This window comes from Sphingomonas sp. P2_B6, assembly GCF_056404755.1.
The window spans coordinates 235,223-255,845 of the sequence record NZ_JBFUDK010000002.1; the positions used below are offsets into that span (position 1 = coordinate 235,223).

General features: G+C 62.8%; 20 protein-coding genes and 1 tRNA gene. 12 read left to right on the forward strand and 9 right to left on the reverse strand.

Annotation, left to right across the window (positions count from 1 at the left end; all coding sequences use genetic code 11):
* Positions 1-6: 6 nt before the first annotated feature.
* Positions 7-1,224, reverse strand: coding sequence for an amino acid aminotransferase (locus tag AC1DX5_RS03615; protein ID WP_465173333.1), 1,218 nt, complete (start codon positions 1,222-1,224; stop codon positions 7-9).
* The gene (gene phhA / locus AC1DX5_RS03620) at positions 1,221-2,087 is read right to left on the reverse strand and encodes a phenylalanine 4-monooxygenase (RefSeq protein ID WP_465173334.1); all 867 of its coding nucleotides are present in this window, start codon (positions 2,085-2,087) and stop codon (positions 1,221-1,223) included. The genes AC1DX5_RS03615 and phhA overlap by 4 nt, the downstream gene beginning before the upstream one ends.
* 112 nt (positions 2,088-2,199) lie before the next feature.
* Between phhA and AC1DX5_RS03625 the strand changes: the two genes are divergently transcribed.
* Together AC1DX5_RS03625 and AC1DX5_RS03630 are read left to right on the forward strand one after the other, a co-directional pair.
* The gene (locus tag AC1DX5_RS03625; protein ID WP_478014346.1) at positions 2,200-2,652 is read left to right on the forward strand and encodes an Lrp/AsnC family transcriptional regulator; all 453 of its coding nucleotides are present in this window, start codon (positions 2,200-2,202) and stop codon (positions 2,650-2,652) included.
* 243 nt (positions 2,653-2,895) lie between these two features.
* Positions 2,896-4,065: a tyrosine-type recombinase/integrase gene (locus AC1DX5_RS03630; protein ID WP_478014226.1), complete on the forward strand. Its 1,170-nt coding sequence runs from the start codon at positions 2,896-2,898 to the stop codon at positions 4,063-4,065.
* 46 nt (positions 4,066-4,111) lie between these two features.
* On the opposite strand, the gene AC1DX5_RS03635 is transcribed toward AC1DX5_RS03630, so the two are convergent.
* Complete coding sequence (locus AC1DX5_RS03635) at positions 4,112-4,480, reverse strand: hypothetical protein (protein WP_478014228.1); 369 nt, start codon at positions 4,478-4,480, stop codon at positions 4,112-4,114.
* Between the two features lie 735 nt (positions 4,481-5,215).
* Here AC1DX5_RS03635 and AC1DX5_RS03640 point away from each other — a divergent pair.
* The 6 genes from AC1DX5_RS03640 (at position 5,216) to AC1DX5_RS03665 (ending at position 8,811) form a co-directional block, all read left to right on the forward strand.
* Positions 5,216-5,395, forward strand: a complete 180-nt coding sequence (locus AC1DX5_RS03640) for a helix-turn-helix domain-containing protein (protein ID WP_478014229.1) — start codon at positions 5,216-5,218, stop codon at positions 5,393-5,395.
* 38 nt (positions 5,396-5,433) lie between these two features.
* On the forward strand, positions 5,434-5,841 hold the full coding sequence (locus AC1DX5_RS03645) for a hypothetical protein (protein ID WP_478014231.1): 408 nt from the start codon (positions 5,434-5,436) through the stop codon (positions 5,839-5,841).
* Positions 5,842-6,136: 295 nt separating this feature from the next.
* Positions 6,137-6,547, forward strand: a complete 411-nt coding sequence (locus AC1DX5_RS03650) for a hypothetical protein (RefSeq protein ID WP_478014233.1) — start codon at positions 6,137-6,139, stop codon at positions 6,545-6,547.
* 332 nt (positions 6,548-6,879) lie between these two features.
* The gene (locus AC1DX5_RS03655; protein WP_478014234.1) at positions 6,880-7,707 is read left to right on the forward strand and encodes a hypothetical protein; all 828 of its coding nucleotides are present in this window, start codon (positions 6,880-6,882) and stop codon (positions 7,705-7,707) included.
* Positions 7,700-8,242: a type II toxin-antitoxin system VapC family toxin gene (locus AC1DX5_RS03660; protein WP_478014236.1), complete on the forward strand. Its 543-nt coding sequence runs from the start codon at positions 7,700-7,702 to the stop codon at positions 8,240-8,242. The genes AC1DX5_RS03655 and AC1DX5_RS03660 overlap by 8 nt, the downstream gene beginning before the upstream one ends.
* A gap of 302 nt (positions 8,243-8,544) precedes the next feature.
* Positions 8,545-8,811 carry a hypothetical protein gene (locus AC1DX5_RS03665; protein WP_478014237.1) on the forward strand — a complete coding sequence of 89 codons (267 nt, stop codon included), beginning with the start codon at positions 8,545-8,547 and terminating at the stop codon, positions 8,809-8,811.
* Between the two features lie 213 nt (positions 8,812-9,024).
* On the opposite strand, the gene AC1DX5_RS03670 is transcribed toward AC1DX5_RS03665, so the two are convergent.
* The 6 genes from AC1DX5_RS03670 to AC1DX5_RS03695 all read right to left on the reverse strand — a co-directional run bounded on the left by AC1DX5_RS03670 (position 9,025) and on the right by AC1DX5_RS03695 (position 14,878).
* Positions 9,025-9,100: transfer RNA gene (locus AC1DX5_RS03670), tRNA-Lys, on the reverse strand.
* 103 nt (positions 9,101-9,203) lie between these two features.
* A complete protein-coding gene (gene rodA, locus AC1DX5_RS03675; protein ID WP_465173335.1) occupies positions 9,204-10,316 on the reverse strand; it encodes a rod shape-determining protein RodA in 1,113 nt (370 codons plus the stop codon).
* Positions 10,313-12,400, reverse strand: a complete 2,088-nt coding sequence (mrdA, locus tag AC1DX5_RS03680) for a penicillin-binding protein 2 (protein WP_478014238.1) — start codon at positions 12,398-12,400, stop codon at positions 10,313-10,315. Before mrdA ends, rodA begins: the two co-directional genes overlap by 4 nt.
* Positions 12,397-12,909: a rod shape-determining protein MreD gene (mreD, locus tag AC1DX5_RS03685; RefSeq protein ID WP_465173337.1), complete on the reverse strand. Its 513-nt coding sequence runs from the start codon at positions 12,907-12,909 to the stop codon at positions 12,397-12,399. Before mreD ends, mrdA begins: the two co-directional genes overlap by 4 nt.
* Positions 12,906-13,775 (reverse strand): rod shape-determining protein MreC, encoded by an 870-nt coding sequence (mreC, locus tag AC1DX5_RS03690; protein ID WP_478014239.1) that lies wholly within the window; start codon positions 13,773-13,775, stop codon positions 12,906-12,908. The genes mreD and mreC overlap by 4 nt, the downstream gene beginning before the upstream one ends.
* A 56-nt stretch (positions 13,776-13,831) precedes the next feature.
* Positions 13,832-14,878 (reverse strand): rod shape-determining protein, encoded by a 1,047-nt coding sequence (locus AC1DX5_RS03695; RefSeq protein WP_465173339.1) that lies wholly within the window; start codon positions 14,876-14,878, stop codon positions 13,832-13,834.
* 158 nt (positions 14,879-15,036) lie between these two features.
* On the opposite strand from AC1DX5_RS03695, the gene mutL reads away from it, so the two are divergent.
* From mutL to AC1DX5_RS03715, 4 genes are all read left to right on the forward strand, one after another.
* Entirely contained in the window at positions 15,037-16,809 is a 1,773-nt protein-coding gene (mutL, locus tag AC1DX5_RS03700) for a DNA mismatch repair endonuclease MutL (RefSeq protein WP_478014241.1), read from the forward strand.
* A gap of 607 nt (positions 16,810-17,416) precedes the next feature.
* Complete coding sequence (gene smpB, locus AC1DX5_RS03705; RefSeq protein ID WP_372854156.1) at positions 17,417-17,899, forward strand: SsrA-binding protein SmpB; 483 nt, start codon at positions 17,417-17,419, stop codon at positions 17,897-17,899.
* 46 nt (positions 17,900-17,945) lie between these two features.
* Complete coding sequence (locus tag AC1DX5_RS03710) at positions 17,946-18,455, forward strand: DUF2062 domain-containing protein (protein ID WP_465173930.1); 510 nt, start codon at positions 17,946-17,948, stop codon at positions 18,453-18,455.
* Positions 18,456-18,539: 84 nt separating this feature from the next.
* Positions 18,540-20,591 (forward strand): M13 family metallopeptidase, encoded by a 2,052-nt coding sequence (locus AC1DX5_RS03715; protein ID WP_478014242.1) that lies wholly within the window; start codon positions 18,540-18,542, stop codon positions 20,589-20,591.
* Positions 20,592-20,623 lie beyond the last annotated feature (32 nt).

Below are 20,623 nucleotides of genomic sequence, written 5' to 3' on the forward strand. Positions count from 1 at the left end.
CCTGGCCTACGCCGGCAGATAGGGGGCAAGAGCGGCGGCGAACCGGTCGATGCTGTCCAGGTGCAGCCCGGCCACATTGATCCGGCCGGAACCGGCCATGTAGATGCCGTGATCCGCGCGCAGCGCCGCAACCGCGGCCGGGTCGATCGGCAGGATGGCGAACAGGCCACGCTGCGCGGCGATCGCGGCAAGACGCGGCTCGGCCTCGGCCAGCGCGGTCCGCAAGCTGCCGACACGGACGCGCATCTCCTCCAGCTCGGTGCGCCACAGCCCGGTCAGCCCCGGATTTTCGAGGATGAGGCGCACCACGGCCGCGCCGTGATCCGGCGGCATCGACCAGAGGCTGCGGGCCAGTACGAGCAGGTTGCCGCGAACCGCGGGAACTGACGCGGCGCCTGCCGAAAGGGCCCACAGCGCGCCCACCCGTTCGCGATAGAGGCCGAAATTCTTGTCGCAGCTATAGGCGATCAACGCTTCCGGCACGGCCTCGAGCAGGATGCGCATGCCGGCGGCGTCTTCCTCAAGGCCATCGCCCAGCCCCTGATAGGCCAGGTCGACGAACGGGAGGATGCCGCGTGCCGAGAAATCCTCGGCCAGTGCGCGCCATTCGGCGATCGAGAAGCCGGTGCCGGTGGGGTTGTGGCAGCAACCGTGCAGCAGCACCACATCGCCGCGCACCGCAAGCTTGAGATCGGCCATCATCGCCGCGAAATCGAGCGTCGAGGTGGCACTGTCGTAATAGGTGTGCGCCGCGACCGTCAGGCCGGCCGCCTCGAAGATCGGGGCGTGGTTGGGCCAGGTCGGCGTACCGATCCAGACCCGGCCGGTCATGCCCGCGCGGTGGAGCAGATCGGCGCCGAGCCGCAGCGCACCGGTTCCGCCCGGAGTCTGAACGCCGGTCAGCCGGTCCGACGCCGCCATGGCGGGGCCGAAGACGATCGGGGCGAGCAACTCGGTGAAGCGGGCGTCACCTTCCGGGCCGATATAGGCCTTGGTCGGCTGATCACGCACCAGCGCGGCTTCAGCCGCCTTGACCGCGCGCAGGACCGGCGTGGCGCCGGCCGCGTCGCGGTACACACCCACGCCGAGATCGATCTTGTCGGGGCGTGGATCGGCGCGGTGCACGCCGATCAGGGCGAGCAGCGCATCGGCTGGCTGCGGCCGCAGCGGGTCGAACAGCGCGGCCTGTCCTTCGATCACCGCGAGGGCGGGCTGGGCGGTCATGCCGCCACCTGCTTGCCGCGCGCATAGGCCTGGGTTCCGCGGGTTATCACGCGATCGTCGGGCAGGATCGTTTCGATCTCGATGTCGGGCTGGCCGGCCAAGGCGGCATAAACCGGGCCGAAATCGGTATCGAGCGTCTGCCGCAGCAGATCCTCGAAGCTGTCGATGACGAAATAGGTCTGCTGATAGTCGTCGATCCGGTATTTCGTGCGCATCACGCGCGTCAGATCGAAGCCGAGCCGGTTCGGCGAGGGATCGTCGAGCGCGAACCGGGTCTCGCCATGAGAGGAGACGATCCCGGCACCGTAGATGTTGAGATCGTCGCCGTTGCGGATCAGGCCGAACTCGACCGTGTACCAATAGAGCCGCGACAGGTTGGCGATGACGCCGAGCCCGGCCGCGCGCTGGCCGCCCTGGCCGTAAGCCTGCATGTAGTCGGCAAAGACCGGATTGGCGAGCAGCGGCACATGGCCGAACACGTCATGGAAGATGTCGGGTTCCTGCAGATAGTCGCATTGCTCGGGCGTGCGGATGAAGTTTCCAGAGACGAAACGGCGGTTCGCCAGGTGATCGAAGAAGACGTCGTCGGGGATCAGGCCGGGCACCGCGACGACCTGCCAGCCGGTCGCCCGCATCAGCCGGTCGGACAATTCGGCGAAGTCGGGAATGCCGGGTTTCGACATGCGCAGTACATCAAGCCCGTCGATGAACTCGGGGGCGACGCGGCCGGGCAGGAGCCTGGCCTGGCGTTCGAACAGCCTGTCCCACATCGCATGCTCGGCCGGCGTATAGCGGTGCCAGTCCTGCGGGATGGTCCAGTCGGGAGCGGCGCCGTCGGGATGTCTTGCCTGAAGATTTTCCATGATGGATATCTTGCACGGGAAGCGCGGGCATGCTTTCCAAAATGGGGTGGTTTCAGCGGATTATTGATCGATCGCGATCAGCTTGGGGTTATTTCTGAAACAAAATGTCATGATGGATGCGATCGACAAACGGATCGTTTGCGAGCTGCAGGCCGACGCATCGCTCAGCAGCGCCGAGCTTGCGGCGCGGGTCGGCAGTTCCACCGCGTCCTGCTGGCGCCGGATCAAGGCGCTCGAGGCGGCAGGAGTACTGACCGCGACGGTGCGTCTGGTCGATGCCGAAAAGGTCGGGCGCGGCGTCAACGTGCTGTGCGACGTGCGGATGAAGAGCCATGCGCGCGACAGCATCGTCCGGTTCGAGGATTTCGTCCGCTCCCGGCCCGAGATCATGGAGTGTTTCTCGATGTCGGGAGAATGGGATTATCTGCTGCGCGTCGTCGTGGCCGATGTCGCCGACTATGAGCATTTCCTCATGCGCACGCTGCTCGATCATCCGTCAGTCGGCGGGGCATCGTCGCATTTCGCGCTGTCGCTGACGAAATATACGACGGTGGTGCCCGTTTAGCGCGAACGGATGAACCGAAGCGATCGAATTGCCGAACAAAAATGGTGGACGCACTTGGGCTCGAACCAAGGACCCGCTGATTAAGAGTCTCGGAACCAGCCGTTTGCTGGATTGCGCTACGCTACGCTGAACGTCTCTAACGTCATGTAATAGCCTGGAATCTATGGTGGTTGTCTACGCTAGGCATTGCCGTGATTCGCTGCAACCTGCTACCTACATGCTACTTGAGCGGAGTAGGGTAGCATGAAGGCAAAGCTGACGGTTCGGAGCGTGGAAGCGATAAAGCCCGGTGCGACTGACGTGATCGTGTGGGACAGTGAACTCGCCGGGTTCGGCTGCAAGGTCACGCCAAAGGGCAAGCGTTCCTACTTCCTCTACTACCGAACTAAGGAGGGGCAGCAGCGTCGCCCTGCGATCGGAGTGCATGGACCAATGCGGCCCGAGGCAGCGCGGGACATTGCTCGCCGCTGGCTGGCAGAGGTGGCGCAAGGCAGGGACCCATCACAGGCTAGGACACAGGACCGCGCTGCGCCGACCGTGCGGGACCTGTGCGGCCGGTACATGGCAGAACACGCGGAAACCCGGAAGAAGGACAGTTCCATCCGCAACGACCGGCGCTTGATCGATACCCATGTCCTGCCAGCACTGGGCGCGAAGAAGGTCGCATCCGTCACCCGTGCCGACATTGCGGGGCTTCACCATGCCCTTCGCGCCACGCCGTATGAGGCCAACCGGATGCTCGCTATGGCGAGCAAGATGTTCAGCCTTGCCGAGCGTTGGGGCTTACGCCCGGATAGCTCCAATCCTGCGAAGAACATTGATCGATACCGGGAGGAAAAGCGGGAACGCTACCTGACCAGTGCTGAGGTTGCCCGGCTATGGCAGGTGCTGAACTCCGATGCCGCCGCCGCCAAGGCGTCGCCAGCCGCGATTGCTGCCTTGAAGCTTTTGATGCTGACCGGGCGGCGCTTGAACGAGGTGCTGGGGTTGAAATGGGCGTGGGTCGACCTCGACGCCAAGGTGTTGCGCCTGCCTGACACAAAGAACGGTGCGCTGCTGGTTTCGCTTGGCGATGCGGCCGTATCCGTCCTAGCCGAGCTGAAAGCGATAGGCCGCGATGATACCTACGTCATTGCGGGGCAGCGCAAGGGTGCGCCGCTGGTAAACTTGCAAAAGCCGTGGCGGGCGCTCCGGGCGCTGGCAGGGTTGGATGACGTTCGTATTCACGACCTTCGCCATACCTTCGCCAGCATCGGCGCGGGAATGGGTATGTCGCTGCATATGCTCGGCCGCTTGCTCGGGCATACGCAGGCGGCAACGACCAGCCGCTATGCGCACCTTGCACAGGACCCCGTGCGAACCGCCGCCGATGCGATCGGCGCGGAGCTGATGCGCCTTACAAGCTCGGCTTAAATGCGCCCCGGGTCGATCAGGTATAACCCAACCCTCGTTCTGGAACTTAAAAAGCCCTCTTCGGTGCGAGTGTCTTCTTGCAAAAACCTCGCTCGTAAATCCTGTCCGCACCTGCTTGAAGAAACACCCTCGTAAATTTCAAGCTAGTCCGATCAACGAAGATGAAGTTCTGCATATCCATTCGAATGGTTACCGTCTTTTGCGAAAAGTCAGCTCGCCATTGCGAACCGGCGTTAGTGTTGTGAAACCAAATATCAGCCTCTCGCCTCTCTTCGTTCAATGCAAGATCGGCAACTACCTGCTCGCCTTGAGCATTCGTGTAATGGCATTTTAGATACGTGGTCGCGGCGAAAGCCGGAGCTGCAAAGCTGAACGATGCTGCGACAAGTGCCATTCTTTTCACACTTTGGATCATCAATCGTTGCTCCCCATTGTTGGGGGCATCGCCCGGCCTGAGCCGGGCGTTCAGAACTCGGCACGTAGCACCAAGCGCCGCCGCCTTTAGGCAAGCCTTGGACATACGCGACGGCCACCCGGCCGAGAAGCTCGACCGGCTACGTGATCGTCGGGGTTCTGAAGCCCCACGTGCGGGACTGACCGCGACGCACGCATGGACTCGCACAATAGTTCTCGGGGCACAACGGCACGATGCGCCTACACAGGTGCTTATCTCTTGGACGATTCGCCATCGAATCCGCAGCCCCGTTCCTCTATGCTCGCGCGAAACAGGGAGGCGTTATGACTAGCCGGACACGAACTCCGATTGTCTGTGAATGCGGACACACAGGCAACGAGCTTTTGAAAGAGAACGATCAGCCTTTTAGCAGAATGTATGAAGAATATAGCTTAGAGGGCTTTAGTGGGGGGACGCATACCGTTGAAGGATTCCACGTTGGAGGTAGTGTCCTAGACATTCTTTGTCCGACCTGCCCGAAATGCGGTGAGACAGGGAAGGTCAAATACGCCTCCCGATCTTAACGGACACCGATCCGTATCCGTATAGATCGCATTGCGCGAGTTGTCCGAACGCTATCCTAGAGACATTCGCATCCTAAATGCGCGTGGTTGGACGTGGTGGTGATTTTTCTTGTGGCCAACACCTAAAATGTGGCCCTAATGCGCTGCTTCCACTCTCGCATAGGAAGCAATAATGGCAGAATCACCCCTCCTCACGAACGTCGAAGCGGCTGCTTACCTAAAGCTGTCTCCTCGGACGCTCGACCGTTGGCGCTGGGCGCAGCGCGGTCCGGATTTCAAAAAGATTGGCGGCGCCGTGCGCTACACTTTTTCCGACCTCAATCGGTTTGCAAATATCGGAGGACCGGAGTGATGGCGGCTCGTCCTGTCTTGTCGCCGTGGTCGGATGGCATGAACGTTTTCGACGTCGTACCGGGCTTTCGGCTCTGGCCGTGCGAAGAACCGCCTTCACAATGGCAGGCGCATTGGATCGTCTTTCCTTCGATCCGCGATTTGGAAGATGACCTGCCTCGCTTCCCAAATCCCCATGGCAAGCCGAGCTCTGGAGGTGCTTGGATGGCCCGTCACGTTGCGGGGCGCTTCATTTGCTACCGCCGACTCCCGGCAGGCCCGACCTACAAGTTGTCTCAATGGAAGCAACTGGAACCGAATTGTTCGATCCTGTGGCATCCGGAGCCGACTGATCGGGACGTTTCTCGTGCGGAGAACAGTGCCGCCTACCTCAGAGCCAATGGGCTGGGCCGCTTCGATGTCGAGCACCGTGCCGACGGGACGCTATGGATCAAGCGAGTTGCCTAAAGTTGCCGATCACAGGTTGTGGTGCTGCGGGACGTGCGTGAAGTATAAGGCGTAACACATCCAGCCGCCCCATCGGGGCGATCCTTGTCCGCCTTAGAGAATGGGTGTTTCCTGATACACTATATATAATCATGAATTTGGCCCCACTAACTGTAAGAAAAAAAATAAATATATAGTGTTTCAGGAAACTATGAAGCTGTAAGGCGGACTGCCGCCTCAGTGAGGAGCTGCGACAATGACGAGGGGCCGACCAGCCTATTTACAGCGCCTATATGAACTCCAACTTGGAGAGAGCTTGGCATTAAGTCCGCCAGCTAATACCGATCTCGACCTGTTCGAAGATCGCGTCAGGCAGGTTTCCTTCCTCTATCTAAAGGAGGGCAAGGCATATCGGCTAGAGCGTCGGAGCAACGATATTTTGGCGACTAGGGTCAAGGTCGGCTCACATACGAAGCTCGGATACCTTGCCGACCTAAAGATCGGCGAAAGGCATTTCGTTGCTCTCAGCCTTGAATGGAAAGAGAAGAAGGCGCTTCTGGCGAGCCTTGAGCGGGTCAATGCGGTCGGCAGTCGGGGGCGCTTTGTCGCAGAAGTCGATGAGGGCGGAATTTTCGTGCGTTGTTACACGGAAGCTGGTGGAAAGCGCTATTGGAACAACGATCGCGAATATCCCGAGCCGGTACCGCTTACGCTCCGACGCGGGTAGTCTGTCGCTAGCCAGACGCTGCTCGCAGGGGCGACAACATGACAACTCGCGCAGCTGCCCATGTGAAAAGCGCGGGATGAAGGCACGCTCTAGCATTGCGCGAAGAAGAAGGTGCAACGCTACCTGGCTGGGTTCGCAAGGGGGGCGTGCCGTCCAAGGCCCAAGGCATAGTTGGGAAGCGCGTCCCCTAAACGTCAGCTGGTGAGCGGAGCGGGTCCAGCATCCGGGGGCAACAAGCAAAACCGAGGACGCTGGCGGATCAAACCCTAAAGGAAGAATTGGCTTTGCGGCGCCTCGTGGTTGGCATAGAATCTATGAGGGAGACCTGACTGTTGGCTGATCCTTTGAAGGACTTTGCGATCTACATGGAGGGCCACGAAGGGCATCGTGGCAACGTGTTGGCGCACGCATGGATCGAAAAGGTAGGCAAGCTCCTTTCCGTTCTTGCTAGAATGGAGCGCCAATTTCTCGACGTTGCGAAGCGCAAAACCGTTTTTGAAGTGACAGACACGCAAAAGCGCAACCCGACCATCATAAGCCTCAAGCCGGTCCCCTCGGTCGTTTCTTACGATCCGCTGCCGGCGTTTCAATGGACTTTGGACCAACTAGAGAATGTAGCCGCCAGTAGGCCGGTGGATCCCCGTGTGGATGCCGAAACCGCAGATATGATTGCGAGTTTAGCGAAGGCCCCGGCAGAGGAGGCTTATAGGCGATTTTGGATCAACGGCTTTGCGGATCCGGTAGAATTCAATGATGCATTTGCGCTCAACGCGATGACGTTGGCTGCACAAAGGCGATCCACGCAAGCGGAGCCGGATTGGTTTGTTGGCGTGTCTCAAGGGTCAGTGACTGGCAATCTGCAAGCGATCGATGACGTTCAAGGAGACAGGACGTTCGTCTTAGTTCCAGCGATTGGACCGAGCCAAATTGAATGCCAGTTCCCAGAGAACATGCGCGACGAAATGGGTAAGCACGTATTCAAGGCGGTCCGGGTGTCCGGATTACTAACCTACACCGCTGACAGCCCCTTCCCATCCAAAGTTAAGATGGAGTCGATTGATCCGATAGAAGCCGCCAAAGTTCACATGGTTGACCTTGAAGGCCTCTTTAGGGGATACCCGAAAAATGAACCCGAATATTCTGCGTGGATAAATGGCTGATTCGATACCTAGATACTATTGGGACTCCTGCATGTTCTATGAGTATTTGAATCAGGAGCCAGTGTCGGCCACAAAAAGAAAGATGGTTCAAAATATATTGAATGATAATAAGAACAAACTGAACGTAATTGTCACGTCGGTTATAACAGATTTAGAAGTCATTCCTGAAAAGCTTAAGCTAGAAGATGCCGACAAGGAAGATGCCTATCGCAGCCAATTCGACGGTGTCCGCATGGTCAACTGGGAATTGAGCGCAAACGTACTAAAATTAGCTCGCGAAATAAGGAATAGATACTTTCGACCAATCCCAGCGGGCGGAGGCTACTGCAAGATCATGGATCTCGGGGATTCTATTCACCTTGCAACCGCCGCCATCCTCAACGTGTCCGAGTTTCATACGCGGGACAACGACGACAAGAAAACCAAAATTCCGCTGCTATCGCTTTATCAGTGGGCAGGCGAGGATAAGCTATGCGGCCGATACGATCTCAAAATTGTGTCACCAGAAGCAGATCAAGGCGAGCTGCTAGGGTGACCGACGCCAAAGGCCAACCCGACAAGGTCAGGGAAGCTGCGTGCGACCTTGAGGCAGGCGACGTCCCAGTGCCCTTCAAGGAGCGGCTAGGGAGTTTGGCGAGGCATAGCCCTGCGGAGAAGCCAGATGAAGGCGTGTGATAGTTGCGGCTCGACTTACGAAGTCACGTACGGGCACAGCCCCATAAGAGATTCCGATAGGGCAATTTGCGAGGTGTGTGGGCACGAGATGGACAGCTGGAATAGCACCACTTGGCCCGAGTACACGCTCAAAGAGCGTCGCCAGCCCGTGGAGAAGCTGGAGTGAGCCCTGACACACTGGCGATCTGCGGGACCATCGTAGTGTGCACATGGGCGCTTGCTGTAGTCATTGAAGGGATTGCTAAGAAAGCCGCCGGGCAACGCGCAGCCCTGTATGAGCAGCTCTATCGCATCGCCTCAAAGCAGGACGGACACCTTTCCGTCCTGTCAGGTATCGCGCATTCGGTAAGTCCGAAGCGAGAGCAGGACAACGCTTGGCTTGATGACCTGATGGACAGAGTGAAGCCTGAAAAGCCGCAGGGTTCGTAAACTACATAGCAGTTGCTCGTAGCTCGATGTGCCTCAAACGGAGCAGACCCAAAACCGCGAAAATTACGGCGCGTACGGACAGACCATGATTAGGATGGCGCAGCGCTTGAGGCAGAATTATGGGTGTTACCCTTCGCCCGGATCGCTCAGCTACCTATTTGCTACCTGACGGTTTTGCCGCAGCGACGAGATGCCGCTAAGTCATTGAAAAAATGGTGGACGCACTTGGGCTCGAACCAAGGACCCGCTGATTAAGAGTCAGCTGCTCTACCAACTGAGCTATGCGTCCATACCGGGCAGCTAAAGTGGCGCGTTGGAAGGCGCCGCCGCATCGGGGAGGGCGCCCGTTAGCACCCGTCGCCGGAGTTGCAAACCCTTTTTTTGCCGGTTCGCTACCAGCGCACCGTCTGGCGGTTCTGGCGATCGATCGACATCAGGAATCCGATGCACAGCATGATGGTCATCTGCGACGATCCGCCGAAGCTGATCAGCGGCAGGGGAACCCCCACCACCGGCGCCAGGCCCATCACCATCGCCATGTTGATGGCGACATAGAAGAAGATCGTGGTGGCGATGCCCGCCGCGGAGAGCCGGCCGAAACGAGTCTGCGCGCGCAGGGCGACCGACACGCCCCATTGAATGATGATCATGAAGGCGACGATCAGCAGGACCCCGCCGATCAGGCCCCATTCCTCCATCATTGTCGCCAGCGCGAAATCGGTATGACCTTCAGGCAGATAATCGAGATGGCTCTGGGTACCATTGAGGAAACCCTTGCCGAAGATGCCGCCGGATCCGATCGCGATCTTCGACTGGCTGATATGATAGCCGATACCCAGCGGATCGCTTTCCGGATCGAGGAAGACGAGGATGCGGTTGCGCTGATAGCCGTGCAGAACGAAGTTCACGGCGAGCGGGATCGCCGCGCCCAGCGCCAGCGCGCCGCCGATGAACAGGCGCAGGGGCACGCCGGCGAGGAACATCACCGTCGCGCCGCCGACGGTGATCATGAGGGCGGTGCCGAGATCTGGTTGCTTCATGACCAAAGCGGCCGGGATCAGGATCAATACCGCCGCCGGCCAGATCGCTGAAAAGCGCCGTGTCTCGTTGGGAGGCAGCGCGTGATAGAAACGCGCGGTCGCGAGCACGATGAACACTTTCATCAACTCGGACGGCTGCAGGCGGATGATGCCGAGGTCCAGCCAGCGCTGCCCGCCGCCGCGCACCGCGCCGATCAGCTCGACAAGGACGAGCATGACGATCAGGCTCACATAGGCCGGGATCGCCAGCGCCTGCCAGGCCGATTCGCGCACGCGCGACAATGCGACGGCGCCGGCGAGAAAGACGAAGAAACGGATACCCTGGATCAGCGCCCAGGGACGCAGGTTGCCCCCGGCGGCCGAATACATCACCAGCAACCCGAACACGCCGATCGCCAGGACCAAAAGGATGATCTTCCACGGAAGCTGCGCGAGCGGCGCCGGAACGAAGCTCAGGCCGCTCACCGGTCGCTCTCCGTCGAGCCGGTCTGAGCGATGCCGTCACCGCGCATGGTCGCGTTGGCGATGGCATCGGCGCTTGCATCGGCGGCACTGGTCGCGGCCTCCACCGCGGGCGCATCCGTCGGCGCGGTAGCGTTCATTTCCGTTTGTGCCGCGACAATAGGGGTCGGCGCGTTGGCGGCGGCGCGATACTCCGCCGCCTGTGCTGCCATCCGGGTCTTGATATCACCGCCCCAGGTCGGTTCGACCTCCGTCAGAGCAGCCAGGGCGCGATCCCGGTCGAACAAATAGGTCATGATGTCCCGCCCGATCAGTGGCGTATCCAGGTTGCGGATGATGTGGCCATTATGTTCAAGCACCACGGCAGCCGCGTAGCGCGGGTTGTCCGCAGGTGCGAAGCACACGAACAATGCATGGTCGCGCAGCTTGAAGGGCAGGGCGCCATTTTTCAGGACGCCCGAACTGCGCTCCGCCATCGTGATGCGACGAACCTGGGCCGTGCCGGTTTTTGCGGCCAGGGTAACGCCGGGGACCTGCATGCGGGATGCTCCGCCGGTCCCGCCCTCGTTGACCACGCCGTACATCGCGTTTCGCACGAGTGCGAGATTGTCGGGCGATACGGGCAAGGGCTGGGCCCCGTGATGAACATGGTTGGCGAGGATACTCGGCATCAACGCCCGGCCGGAGGCGATGCGCGAGGCCATCACCGCCAGCTGCAGCGGATTGGCAAGGACATAGCCCTGACCGATCGAGGCATTGAGCGAATCCGCGACCGTCCAGGCCTGCTTGTATCGGCGCAGCTTCCACGCCGGATCGGGCATGGTGCCATATCGCTGCGTGGAAAAGGGCAGGTCGAATTTCTGTCCGAGGCCAACGGTCCGCGCGATCGGCGCGATCTTGTCGTACCCGAGCCGGCGGGCCATCTCGTAGAAATAGATGTCGCAGCTCTGCATGACGGCATGTTTCATGTCGAGCGCGCCATGGCCGCTGCGCTTGTGGCAATGGAAAATGCCGTTGCCCACCCGCAACGCGCCGCCACAGCTCACGCGGTCGTCGGGGTGCACACCTGCCTCGAGCAGCGCCAGCGCGTTCATCGGCTTGACGGTGGAGCCGGGCGGATAGAGCCCCTGCAGCACCTTGTTCATCAGTGGAACATGATCGTCCTCGGACAGCATCTTCCATTCCAGATGGCTGATCCCGTCGGAAAAATTGTTCGGGTCATAGGCCGGCATCGACACCATCGCGAGAATCTCGCCATTCTGGCAATCAATCACGACCGCCGAGCCGGAATTGGTGCCGAGGCGGCGCGCGGCATATTCCTGCAGGCCCGCATCGATCGTCAGGCGCGCCGTCGTGCCGGGTTCATCCGGCTTGGTCGCCAGTTCGCGCACCAGCTTGCCGCGCGCCGTTACCTCGACTCGCTTGGCGCCCGGCTTGCCGCGCAGGCCCTGCTCCAGCGTCTTTTCCAGGCCGTCCTTGCCCAGCTTGAAGCCGGGCGTGACCATCAGCGGGTCCTTGACCTTCTGATATTGTTCCGCCGAGGCGGCGCCGACATAGCCGGTCAGGTGCGCGACCGCCGCCCCCGCAGGATAGCTGCGCGCAAAGCCTCGGGACGGCGCGACACCGGGCAATTCCGGCAGACGAACGCTGATCGCCGAGAATTTTTCCAGATCGAGATTCTCGGAAACCTGGACCGGCTGGAAGCCCGCCGCATGTTTCAGATCGGTCCGGATCCGGTCCAGCTCTTCGGGAGGAAGATTGAGGATCTGGCTGAGCAGCCCGAGCGTCTTTTCCTTGTCCTCGAGCCGGTCCGGGATGATGTCGACGCGGAAATCGGTGCGGTTGTTGGCGATCGGCACGCCATTGCGGTCGACGATCCAGCCGCGCCGGGGCGGGACCAGGGTCATGTTCACCCGGTTGCTCTCGGACAACAGGCTGTAATGCTCGTTCTCGGCAACCGCGAGCCAGCTCATGCGGCCGGCGAGCAGCAGCCCCACGGCTGCCTGGCCGGCGCCCAGCACGAGCGCGCGGCGCGAGAAGCTGTAGGTCTGCGTCGCCTCGGTGATCACGCGCGTCGGCCGGTTCATTCCGCCCCGCGCTTGCGATCAAGCCAGGCGCAGAATCGCGCAACCAGAGGAAAGAGCATCGTCGAGATCACGATCTGGAGTAATAGCACGGTATCGACATGCGCGCCGATAGGAGACGCGACGAGCCGGCCCACGATGAGGCAGAAACCGATCGACCCGGTCGCGATCAGCCAGTCCTGCCAGAAGTCGCGGAACACCAGCCGCTGGTCGATCAGGTCGATCATGAAGAAGCACAGGGTCCAGAGCAGCATCGCGTTGCCGAGCGGCTGGCCGCTGACCAGATCGTCGAAAAAGCCGAGCGGCAGGGGCGCCCAGATGCGGAACACATCCGGGCGGCTCAGCCGCCAGCCAAGCAGCATCATCAGGCCGAGCGGCGGCAGAACCGGAAAGGTCGCGACGAACGGCCAGGTGGTCGCCAGCGAGCCGAGCAGCACTGACACCGGCGGCAGGAGCCGTGCGGCCGCGGGCGGAGGCGCGGCGTCGAACGGGCCGCGGCTGGGCTGCCTCATGGTGCCGGCGCGGCCGCTGGGACAGTGACCGGCAGGAATGCCTGCTGGACGAGCGCGAAATCGAGCGTGTCGGGATGCGCGAAGGTCCGGGCCAGCGCCGTATCCCGGGCACGCTTCAGCACGCGCGCGACCGGGATATTGGGCGAGTAGATCCCGCCGATGCCCGAGGTCACGAAGATGTCGCCCGGTTCGAAGCCGACATTGGCGACGGACGCCGAGCGGATGTCGAGCAATCCGTCGCCGCGACCGGCGGCGAGCGCGGGCAGGCCGTCGCGCGTCCGGCGTACCGGCACGATGCTTTCCGGATCGGACAGGAGCAGGATGCGCGCGGTGTTGGGCCCGGTCTCGAGAATGCGACCGATCAGGCCCTCCGGGCCGCGTACCGGCTGACCGGCCTTAACGCCCTGCCAGGAACCGGCGTTGAGCACGGCGAAACGGCGTGTGCTCGAGGCCGAGGAACTAACCAGACGCGCCGCCACCACCGGATCGGCCGATCGCTCCCGCAGCCGAAGCAGCGCCTGCAGGCGGCGATTGTCGTAGGACAAAGTGCGCGCGCGCATCAGCAAGGCGCGGTTATCGGCCAGTTCCTTGCGGAGCTGCTCATTCTGTTTGCGCACGCCGATATAGTCCGACACCGATGCCGGTATCGAGGCAATGCCGCGCCCGATCGCCGCGGTGCCCGACGAGACGGGAGTCGTCACCTCCGCCACGGTCGCGCGAAACGCCGCGAATCTGGCCGGATCGAAGGTCGCGAACGCCAGCAGTGCCGCGGCGACGAGCGCGCCCGCAGCGGTCAGGACATATCCCAGAAACAGGCTGTACTGCGCCCGCCGCGAGAAACCGGGCCGGTTACGAGACGGCGCCATATTGCCCCTCATCGAAGGTCCGGAGCGCCCATCGGCACCGGCGCTTCACCATCTGATCAGGCGCTGTGCAGCACACCGCGGAACATCGGGTCCTCGAGCGCGCGGCCGGTGCCGAGCGCAACGCAGGTCAACGGATCGTCCGCGATCGTCACGGGCAGGCCGGTTTCGTCGCGCAGCACCTCGTCGATGCCCTTGAGCAGCGCGCCGCCGCCGGTGAGCACGATGCCCTGGTCGACGATGTCCGCCGCCAGCTCCGGCGCGGTGTTCTCCAGCGCGATGCGCACGCCCTCGACGATCTGACCGACCGGTTCCGAGAGCGCTTCCGCGATCTGGCCCTGGTTGATCTGGATTTCCTTGGGCACGCCATTGACCAGGTCCCGGCCCTTGACGTGGATGGTCAGGCCGATGCCGTCGGGCGGCGGCTTTGCCACGCCGACTTCCTGCTTGATGCGCTCCGCGGTCGAATCGCCGATCAGGAGGTTGTGGTTGCGGCGGACATAGGAGACGATCGCCTCGTCCATCTTGTCGCCGCCGACGCGGACCGAAGTGGTGTAGGCGAGGCCGCGCAGCGAGAGCACCGCGACTTCCGTCGTGCCGCCGCCGATATCGACGACCATCGAGCCGATCGGCTCGGTGACCGGCATGTCGGCACCGATCGCGGCTGCCATCGGCTCCTCGATCAGCCACACCTGCGAGGCGCCGGCGTTCGACGCGGCGTCGCGGATCGCGCGGCGCTCGACCGAGGTGGAACCCGAGGGCACGCAGATCACGATCTGCGGCCAGCGCATGAAGCGCCGCTGCCCGCCATGCACCTTGTGGATGAAATGCTTGATCATCTGCTCGGCGACGTCGATGTCGGCGATGACTCCGTCGCGCAGCGGGCGGATCGCCTGAATGCTGTCGGGGGTCTTGCCCATCATCAGCTTGGCGTCGTCGCCGACCGCCTTGACGCGCTTGACGCCGTTGATCGTCTCCACCGCGACGACTGACGGCTCGTTCAGCACGATGCCGCGTCCGCGCAGATATACCACCGTGTTCGCCGTTCCGAGGTCGATCGCCATATCGTGCGACATGAGTCTGAAGAAACGCGAGAAGAAGCCCATTGATCGTTCCGTTCCAGGCCGGCCGCTATACGGTCCGGCAGTTCGCACTGTCGCTTCCCAACACCTGTTATGGCCCGGCCAGAGCGGGAAATTCCACGCTCTGTTTGCCGAGTAGATGCGGGTCGCGGGATGGCGTCGCTTGGGCTAGAGCTACACCCATGTCAATACGCCGACTGCCTGAACATCTCGTCAATCGTATCGCCGCCGGTGAAGTGGTGGAACGCCCCGCCAGCGCGTTGAAGGAGCTGATCGAAAACGCCATCGATGCCGGCGCGCGCCGCATCGCGATTCGCCTCGTCAGCGGCGGCACCGACCTGATCGAGGTGACGGACGACGGATGCGGCATGAGCCCCGCCGACATGGCGCTCGCGCTGGAGCGGCACGCGACCTCCAAGCTGCCCGACGAAGCCATCGAGAACGTCGTGACGTTGGGATTTCGCGGCGAGGCGTTGCCCTCGATCGCAAGCGTCGCGCGCCTGACGCTGGAGAGCAGGGTGCGGGGTAGCGAAGGCTGGTCTCGCGCGGTGGACAATGGCGTGCTGGTATCGGAGGGGCCCGCCGCGATTCCTCCCGGCACGCGCGTGCGGGTCGAGGCATTGTTCGAGCGGGTGCCGGCGCGGCGCAAGTTCCTGCGCTCGGCGCGCTCCGAATATGCCGCGAACCTGGACGTGGTGCGCAGGCTCGCCATGGCGCGGCCGGATATCGCCTTCAGCCTGGAGCATGACGGGCGCCGCTCGCTGTCGGTGCCGGCGGGCGAGAGCCTGCCCGACCGGGTCGCCGCGCTGACTGACCGGGCGCTGATCGACAATGGCGTGCCGATCGATCTCGAGCGCGAGGGGTTGAAGCTGGGCGGGGTCGCCGGGCTGCCGACGTTCAACCGCGGCGTGGCGGATCATCAATATCTGTTCGTCAACGGCCGGCCGGTGAAGGACCGGCTGCTCGTCGGCGCGGTGCGCGGCGCCTATGCCGAGCTGCTCGCGCGCGACCGGCATGCGGTGGTCGCCCTGTTCCTCGAGGTGCCGGCCGACATGGTCGATGTGAACGTCCATCCGGCCAAGACCGAGGTGCGTTTCCGCGAGCCGGCAATGGTGCGCGGCATGATCGTCAGCGGCCTGAAACGCGCGCTCGACGAAGCGGGGCATCGCAGCGTGCAGCGGCCAAGCGAGACGGCGCTGGCGGCGTGGCAGCAAGAGCCGATGGCGCCCGCATCGCCGCAGCTCTGGGAAGACCGGCAATGGGACAGTCGGCCAACTTCCGGCCAGCACGCCGTATTCGACCGCCGCCCGGGCTTCATCGCCCCGCCGATGGCACGCGCCGAGCCGGCCTATGCGCCGCCACCCGAGACCATATCCTTCCCGCTCGGCGTGGCGCGGGGGCAGGTGGCCAAGACCTATATCGTCGCCGAGGCGGAGGACGGGCTGGTGCTGGTCGACCAGCATGCGGCGCATGAGCGGCTGGTGCTCGAGCGGATGCGCAAGGCGATGGCCAATGGCGGTGTCGTGGCCCAGGCGCTGCTGCTGCCCGAAGTGATCGAGCTGGACGAGCCGGCCTGCGACCGCCTCGAAGCGCGCGCCGCCGAGCTGACCGAATTCGGGCTCGATCTGGAGCGATTCGGCCCGCGCGCGATGCTGGTGCGCAGCGTTCCGGCGATGCTCGGGCAAAGCGACGTGACCGGCCTGGTCACCGATCTCGCCGACGAACTGGCCGCGTTCGACGAAGCGCTCAGCCTGAAGGAGCGGCTCGACCATGTCGCGGCGACCATGGCCTGCCACGGATCGGTGCGGGCAGGGCGCATCCTCTCGGTCACCGAGATGAACGCGCTGCTGCGCGAGATGGAGATCACGCCGCATTCGGGCCAGTGCAACCATGGCCGCCCGACCTGGGTGAAGCTGGCGCATGGCGATATCGAGAAGCTGTTCGGGCGGAAGTGAGGGCGCACGGACAGGCAGATGGATGATCCGCCGCGCGGCACCGTCGAGACGCCGTCCGGGCGGCCGTGACTCGTCGCTGTTATCGGCCCGGAACAGCGAAGAACAGGGAAGCGATTTTTTTCTGGCCTGGATTCAGGCGATTCGTTGGAGATATTAGCCAGTACTATCAATAGGATAGTTGGATTTTCCCTGATAGTTGATAACAGGGAAAGGTGTCGCGCGGAACAGGGAAGGAGCGGGAGCATAACAGCGAAAGGGTCCACCTAATATGGGGCTGCCTGGTCGTGGCGGTTTGCGGCGTGAGGACGGTCATGAGCGTATGCTAAGTCGACGAGAGGAGAGGTTGAATCGAGGATAAAAGCTTCGTATGGCGCTCGCCGGAGGGATGGTCTCCGAAGCCTGAGGTGAACCTGACCACCCCGTTCGCTCGCAATGGCTCGACCTGGATCCGTCGATTGAGGTCGAACGATCCGCCCCGGTGAGAGCGGGCCAGGGACTCATGGTCATCAGCTCTGTTGCCCGCACTGCAACAAAGTGACGGAAATACGACTCGGTCCGTGCCAACCGGCTTTCGTTCTCTGGATCAAACGCCTACATCGCCCGTCCCATGTCCCGCCCCAAGCCCCCTGTCTTCGAGAAAACCAAGATCGTCGCCGAGAACCGGCGGGCGCGGTTCGATTATGCCATCGACACCGTGTACGAGGCAGGCATCGCGCTGACCGGGACCGAAGTGAAGTCGCTGCGCAGCGGCACCGGGTCGATCGCCGAAAGCTATGCCGAGGTGAAGGACGGGCAGGTCTGGCTGATCAATTCCAACGTGCCGGAATTCAGCCATGGCAACCGCTTCAACCATGAACCGAAGCGTGCGCGCAAATTGCTGCTGCACGAGCGCGAGATCAACAAGATGCACGGCGCGGTGGCGCGCGAGGGCATGACCCTGGTGCCGCTGATGATCTATTTCAATTCAAAGGGTCGCGCGAAGGTGGAACTGGCCCTGGCCAAGGGCAAGAAGGATCACGACAAGCGCGCGACGATCAAGGAGCGCGACTGGAAGCGCGAGCAGGGAAGGATCATGCGTGATCGTGGCTGACAAGCCCGGCCTTTCGCAGCGCGTCGCCGACTGGTGGCAGCGCACCATGCCGACGCGCGAGAGCATGGAACAGAACCGGCTGTTGCGGCCGGTGGCGCACCGCGTGCTCGCGCCCGCGCTCTGGCGCTTCACCCGTCGCTCCGTGCCGCGCGGCGTGGCGCTCGGCATGGTCACGGGCATCCTGTTCCCGGTCGCGCAGATCGCCTTTTCGGCGGTGCTGGCGCTGCCGATCCGCGCCAATATCCCGGTCGCGGCGGCGATGACCTTCATCACCAACCCGTTCACCACGCCACCGCTCTGGGTCGCCGCCTATTGGATCGGCAAATGGGTGCTGCATCTCGACGCAAAGGTGCCGGGGGCACCGATCGCGACTCAGGTCGCGGCCAATTCGAGCTGGCTGCACTGGCTGCTCTCCACGGCGGGACCGGCGACCGTGGTCGGGCTGTTCATCATCACCCTGACTCTCTCTGTTCTCGGCTATGCCGTGGCGGCGCTTGGCTGGCGCTGGAGAGTCGCCCGGAAATGGCGCGCCCGCGCGCACGCTCGGCCGAAATAACGCACCGTTCGCTACCGCGAAATTGACTAGGCGTGTTATCGGGTTAGAACACGCGCGCATCCCTATTCCCGTCCAGGATGCTCCATGCACAGATCCGCCTTCACGATTTTCCTGCTCTCCGCCACGATGCTGGCGGGCCTGTCCGCCGCCAGCCCCGCGCCGCGCACGCCGGCCCCGGCCGACGCCGCGGCGGCGCCCGCGGCTAGGCCGGCCTTTGGCGATTTCGGCGTGGACGAGGCTGGCATGGACCGGACCATCCCGCCGGGTGACGATTTTTACGGCTATGTGAACGGCATCTGGGAAAAGAACACGCCGATCCCGGCGGACAAGGCCAATTACGGCGCGTTCGACGGGCTGCAGGACATGTCGCGCGAGCGCACGCATGACATCCTCGAGGCGGAGAAAGCGAGGGGCTCGAAGATCGGCGCCGCTTATGCCGCCTATCTCGACACCGCGGCGATCGAGGCGAAGGGGCTTGCGCCGATCAGGCCCTGGCTCGACCGGATCAAGGCGCTGAACGCCAGATCGGGCTATGCGAGGCTTGCCGCCGAGGCCGATGTCAACGGCGTGCCCGTGCCGTTCGTCGCGGGCGTGGGCCAGGACGCCAAGGACCCCGACCATTATGCGCTGCAGATGCGGCAGGGCGGGCTGGCGCTGGACCGCGACTATTATCTCGCGACCGACGGCAAGCTCGCCGAGGCCAAGACAGCCTATCAGGCCCATATCGCCAGGATGTTCACGCTTGCCGGCGAACCCGATGCCGAGGCGCGGTCGAGGGCGATCGTCGAGTTCGAGACGGCGATCGCCAAGGTCAGCTGGAGCAACATCGACAATCGCGATGCCAACAAGACCTATAACAAGATGTCGGTTGCGAACCTGAAGAAGATCGCGCCCGGCTTCGACTTCGCGGCCTATTTCAAGGGCGTCAGCACGCCGGTCGACACGGTGATCGTGGCGCAGCCCACCGCCGTTGCCGGAATCGCGAAGCTGATCGGCGAGGCGCCGATCGGCGTGCTGCGCGACCAGCTGCTGCTGCGTTCGCTCGATGGTTATTCGGCGGTGCTGCCCAAGGCGTTCGACGACGAGCGTTTCGCGATGTTCGGCACGGTGATTTCGGGCACGCCGGAACAACCGGACCGCTGGAAGCGCGCGGTCGACCATGTCAGCGCGATCCTGACCGACGATGTCAGCAAGCTCTATGTCGCGAAATATTTCCCGCCCGAGACCAAGGCGGCGGCGGATGCGCTGGTGAAGAACATCATCGCGGCGATGAACGCGCGGATCGACAAGCTCGACTGGATGACGCCCGAGACCAAGGTAAAGGCGCATGCCAAGCTGGCCGCGTTCACGCCGAGGATCGGCTATCCGAGCCAGTGGCGGGATTATGCGGCGCTGAAGATCGTGCCCGGCGACGCCTTCGGCAATGCCCGGCGCGCCAACCAATGGGCGCATGCCTATAATGTCAGGAAGCTCGGCAAGCCGATCTATCGCTGGGAATGGGGCATGACCCCGATGACGGTGAACGCCCAGGCCAACCCGACGCTGGTCGCGATCACTTTTCCGGCGGCGCTCCTGCAGCCGCCTTTCTTCGACCCCAAGGCCGATCCGGCGGTCAATTATGGCGGCATCGGCGCGGTGATCGGCCATGAGATGAGCCATCATTTCGACGATCAGGGCGCAAGCTTCGACCTGCACGGCCGACTGACCGAATGGTGGACGCCGCAGGACGTGGAGAATTTCAACAAGCGCACCGATGCGCTCGTCGCGGAATATGACGCCTATGAGCCGCTGCCGGGCATGAAGGTGAAGGGCAGGCTGACGCTGGGCGAGAACACCGCCGATCTCGCCGGGCTGAGCGCCGCCTATGACGCCTATCATGCCTCGCTGAACGGCAAGCCGGCGCCGGTGATCAACGGCTATACCGGCGACCAGCGATTCTATCTCGGCTGGGCGCAGGTGTGGCGGCGCAGCTACCGCGAGGCGGACATGCGCAACCGGCTGCTGACCGACCCCCATGCTCCTTCGCGGCAGCGGGCCTGGATCGTGCGCAATCTCGATCCCTGGTATGACGCGTTCAAGCCTGGGCCCGACCAGAAACTCTATCTGGCGCCGGAACAGCGCGTTCGTATCTGGTAAGCGGCTTGACGCGTCCCTGAGGGCGGCCAAAG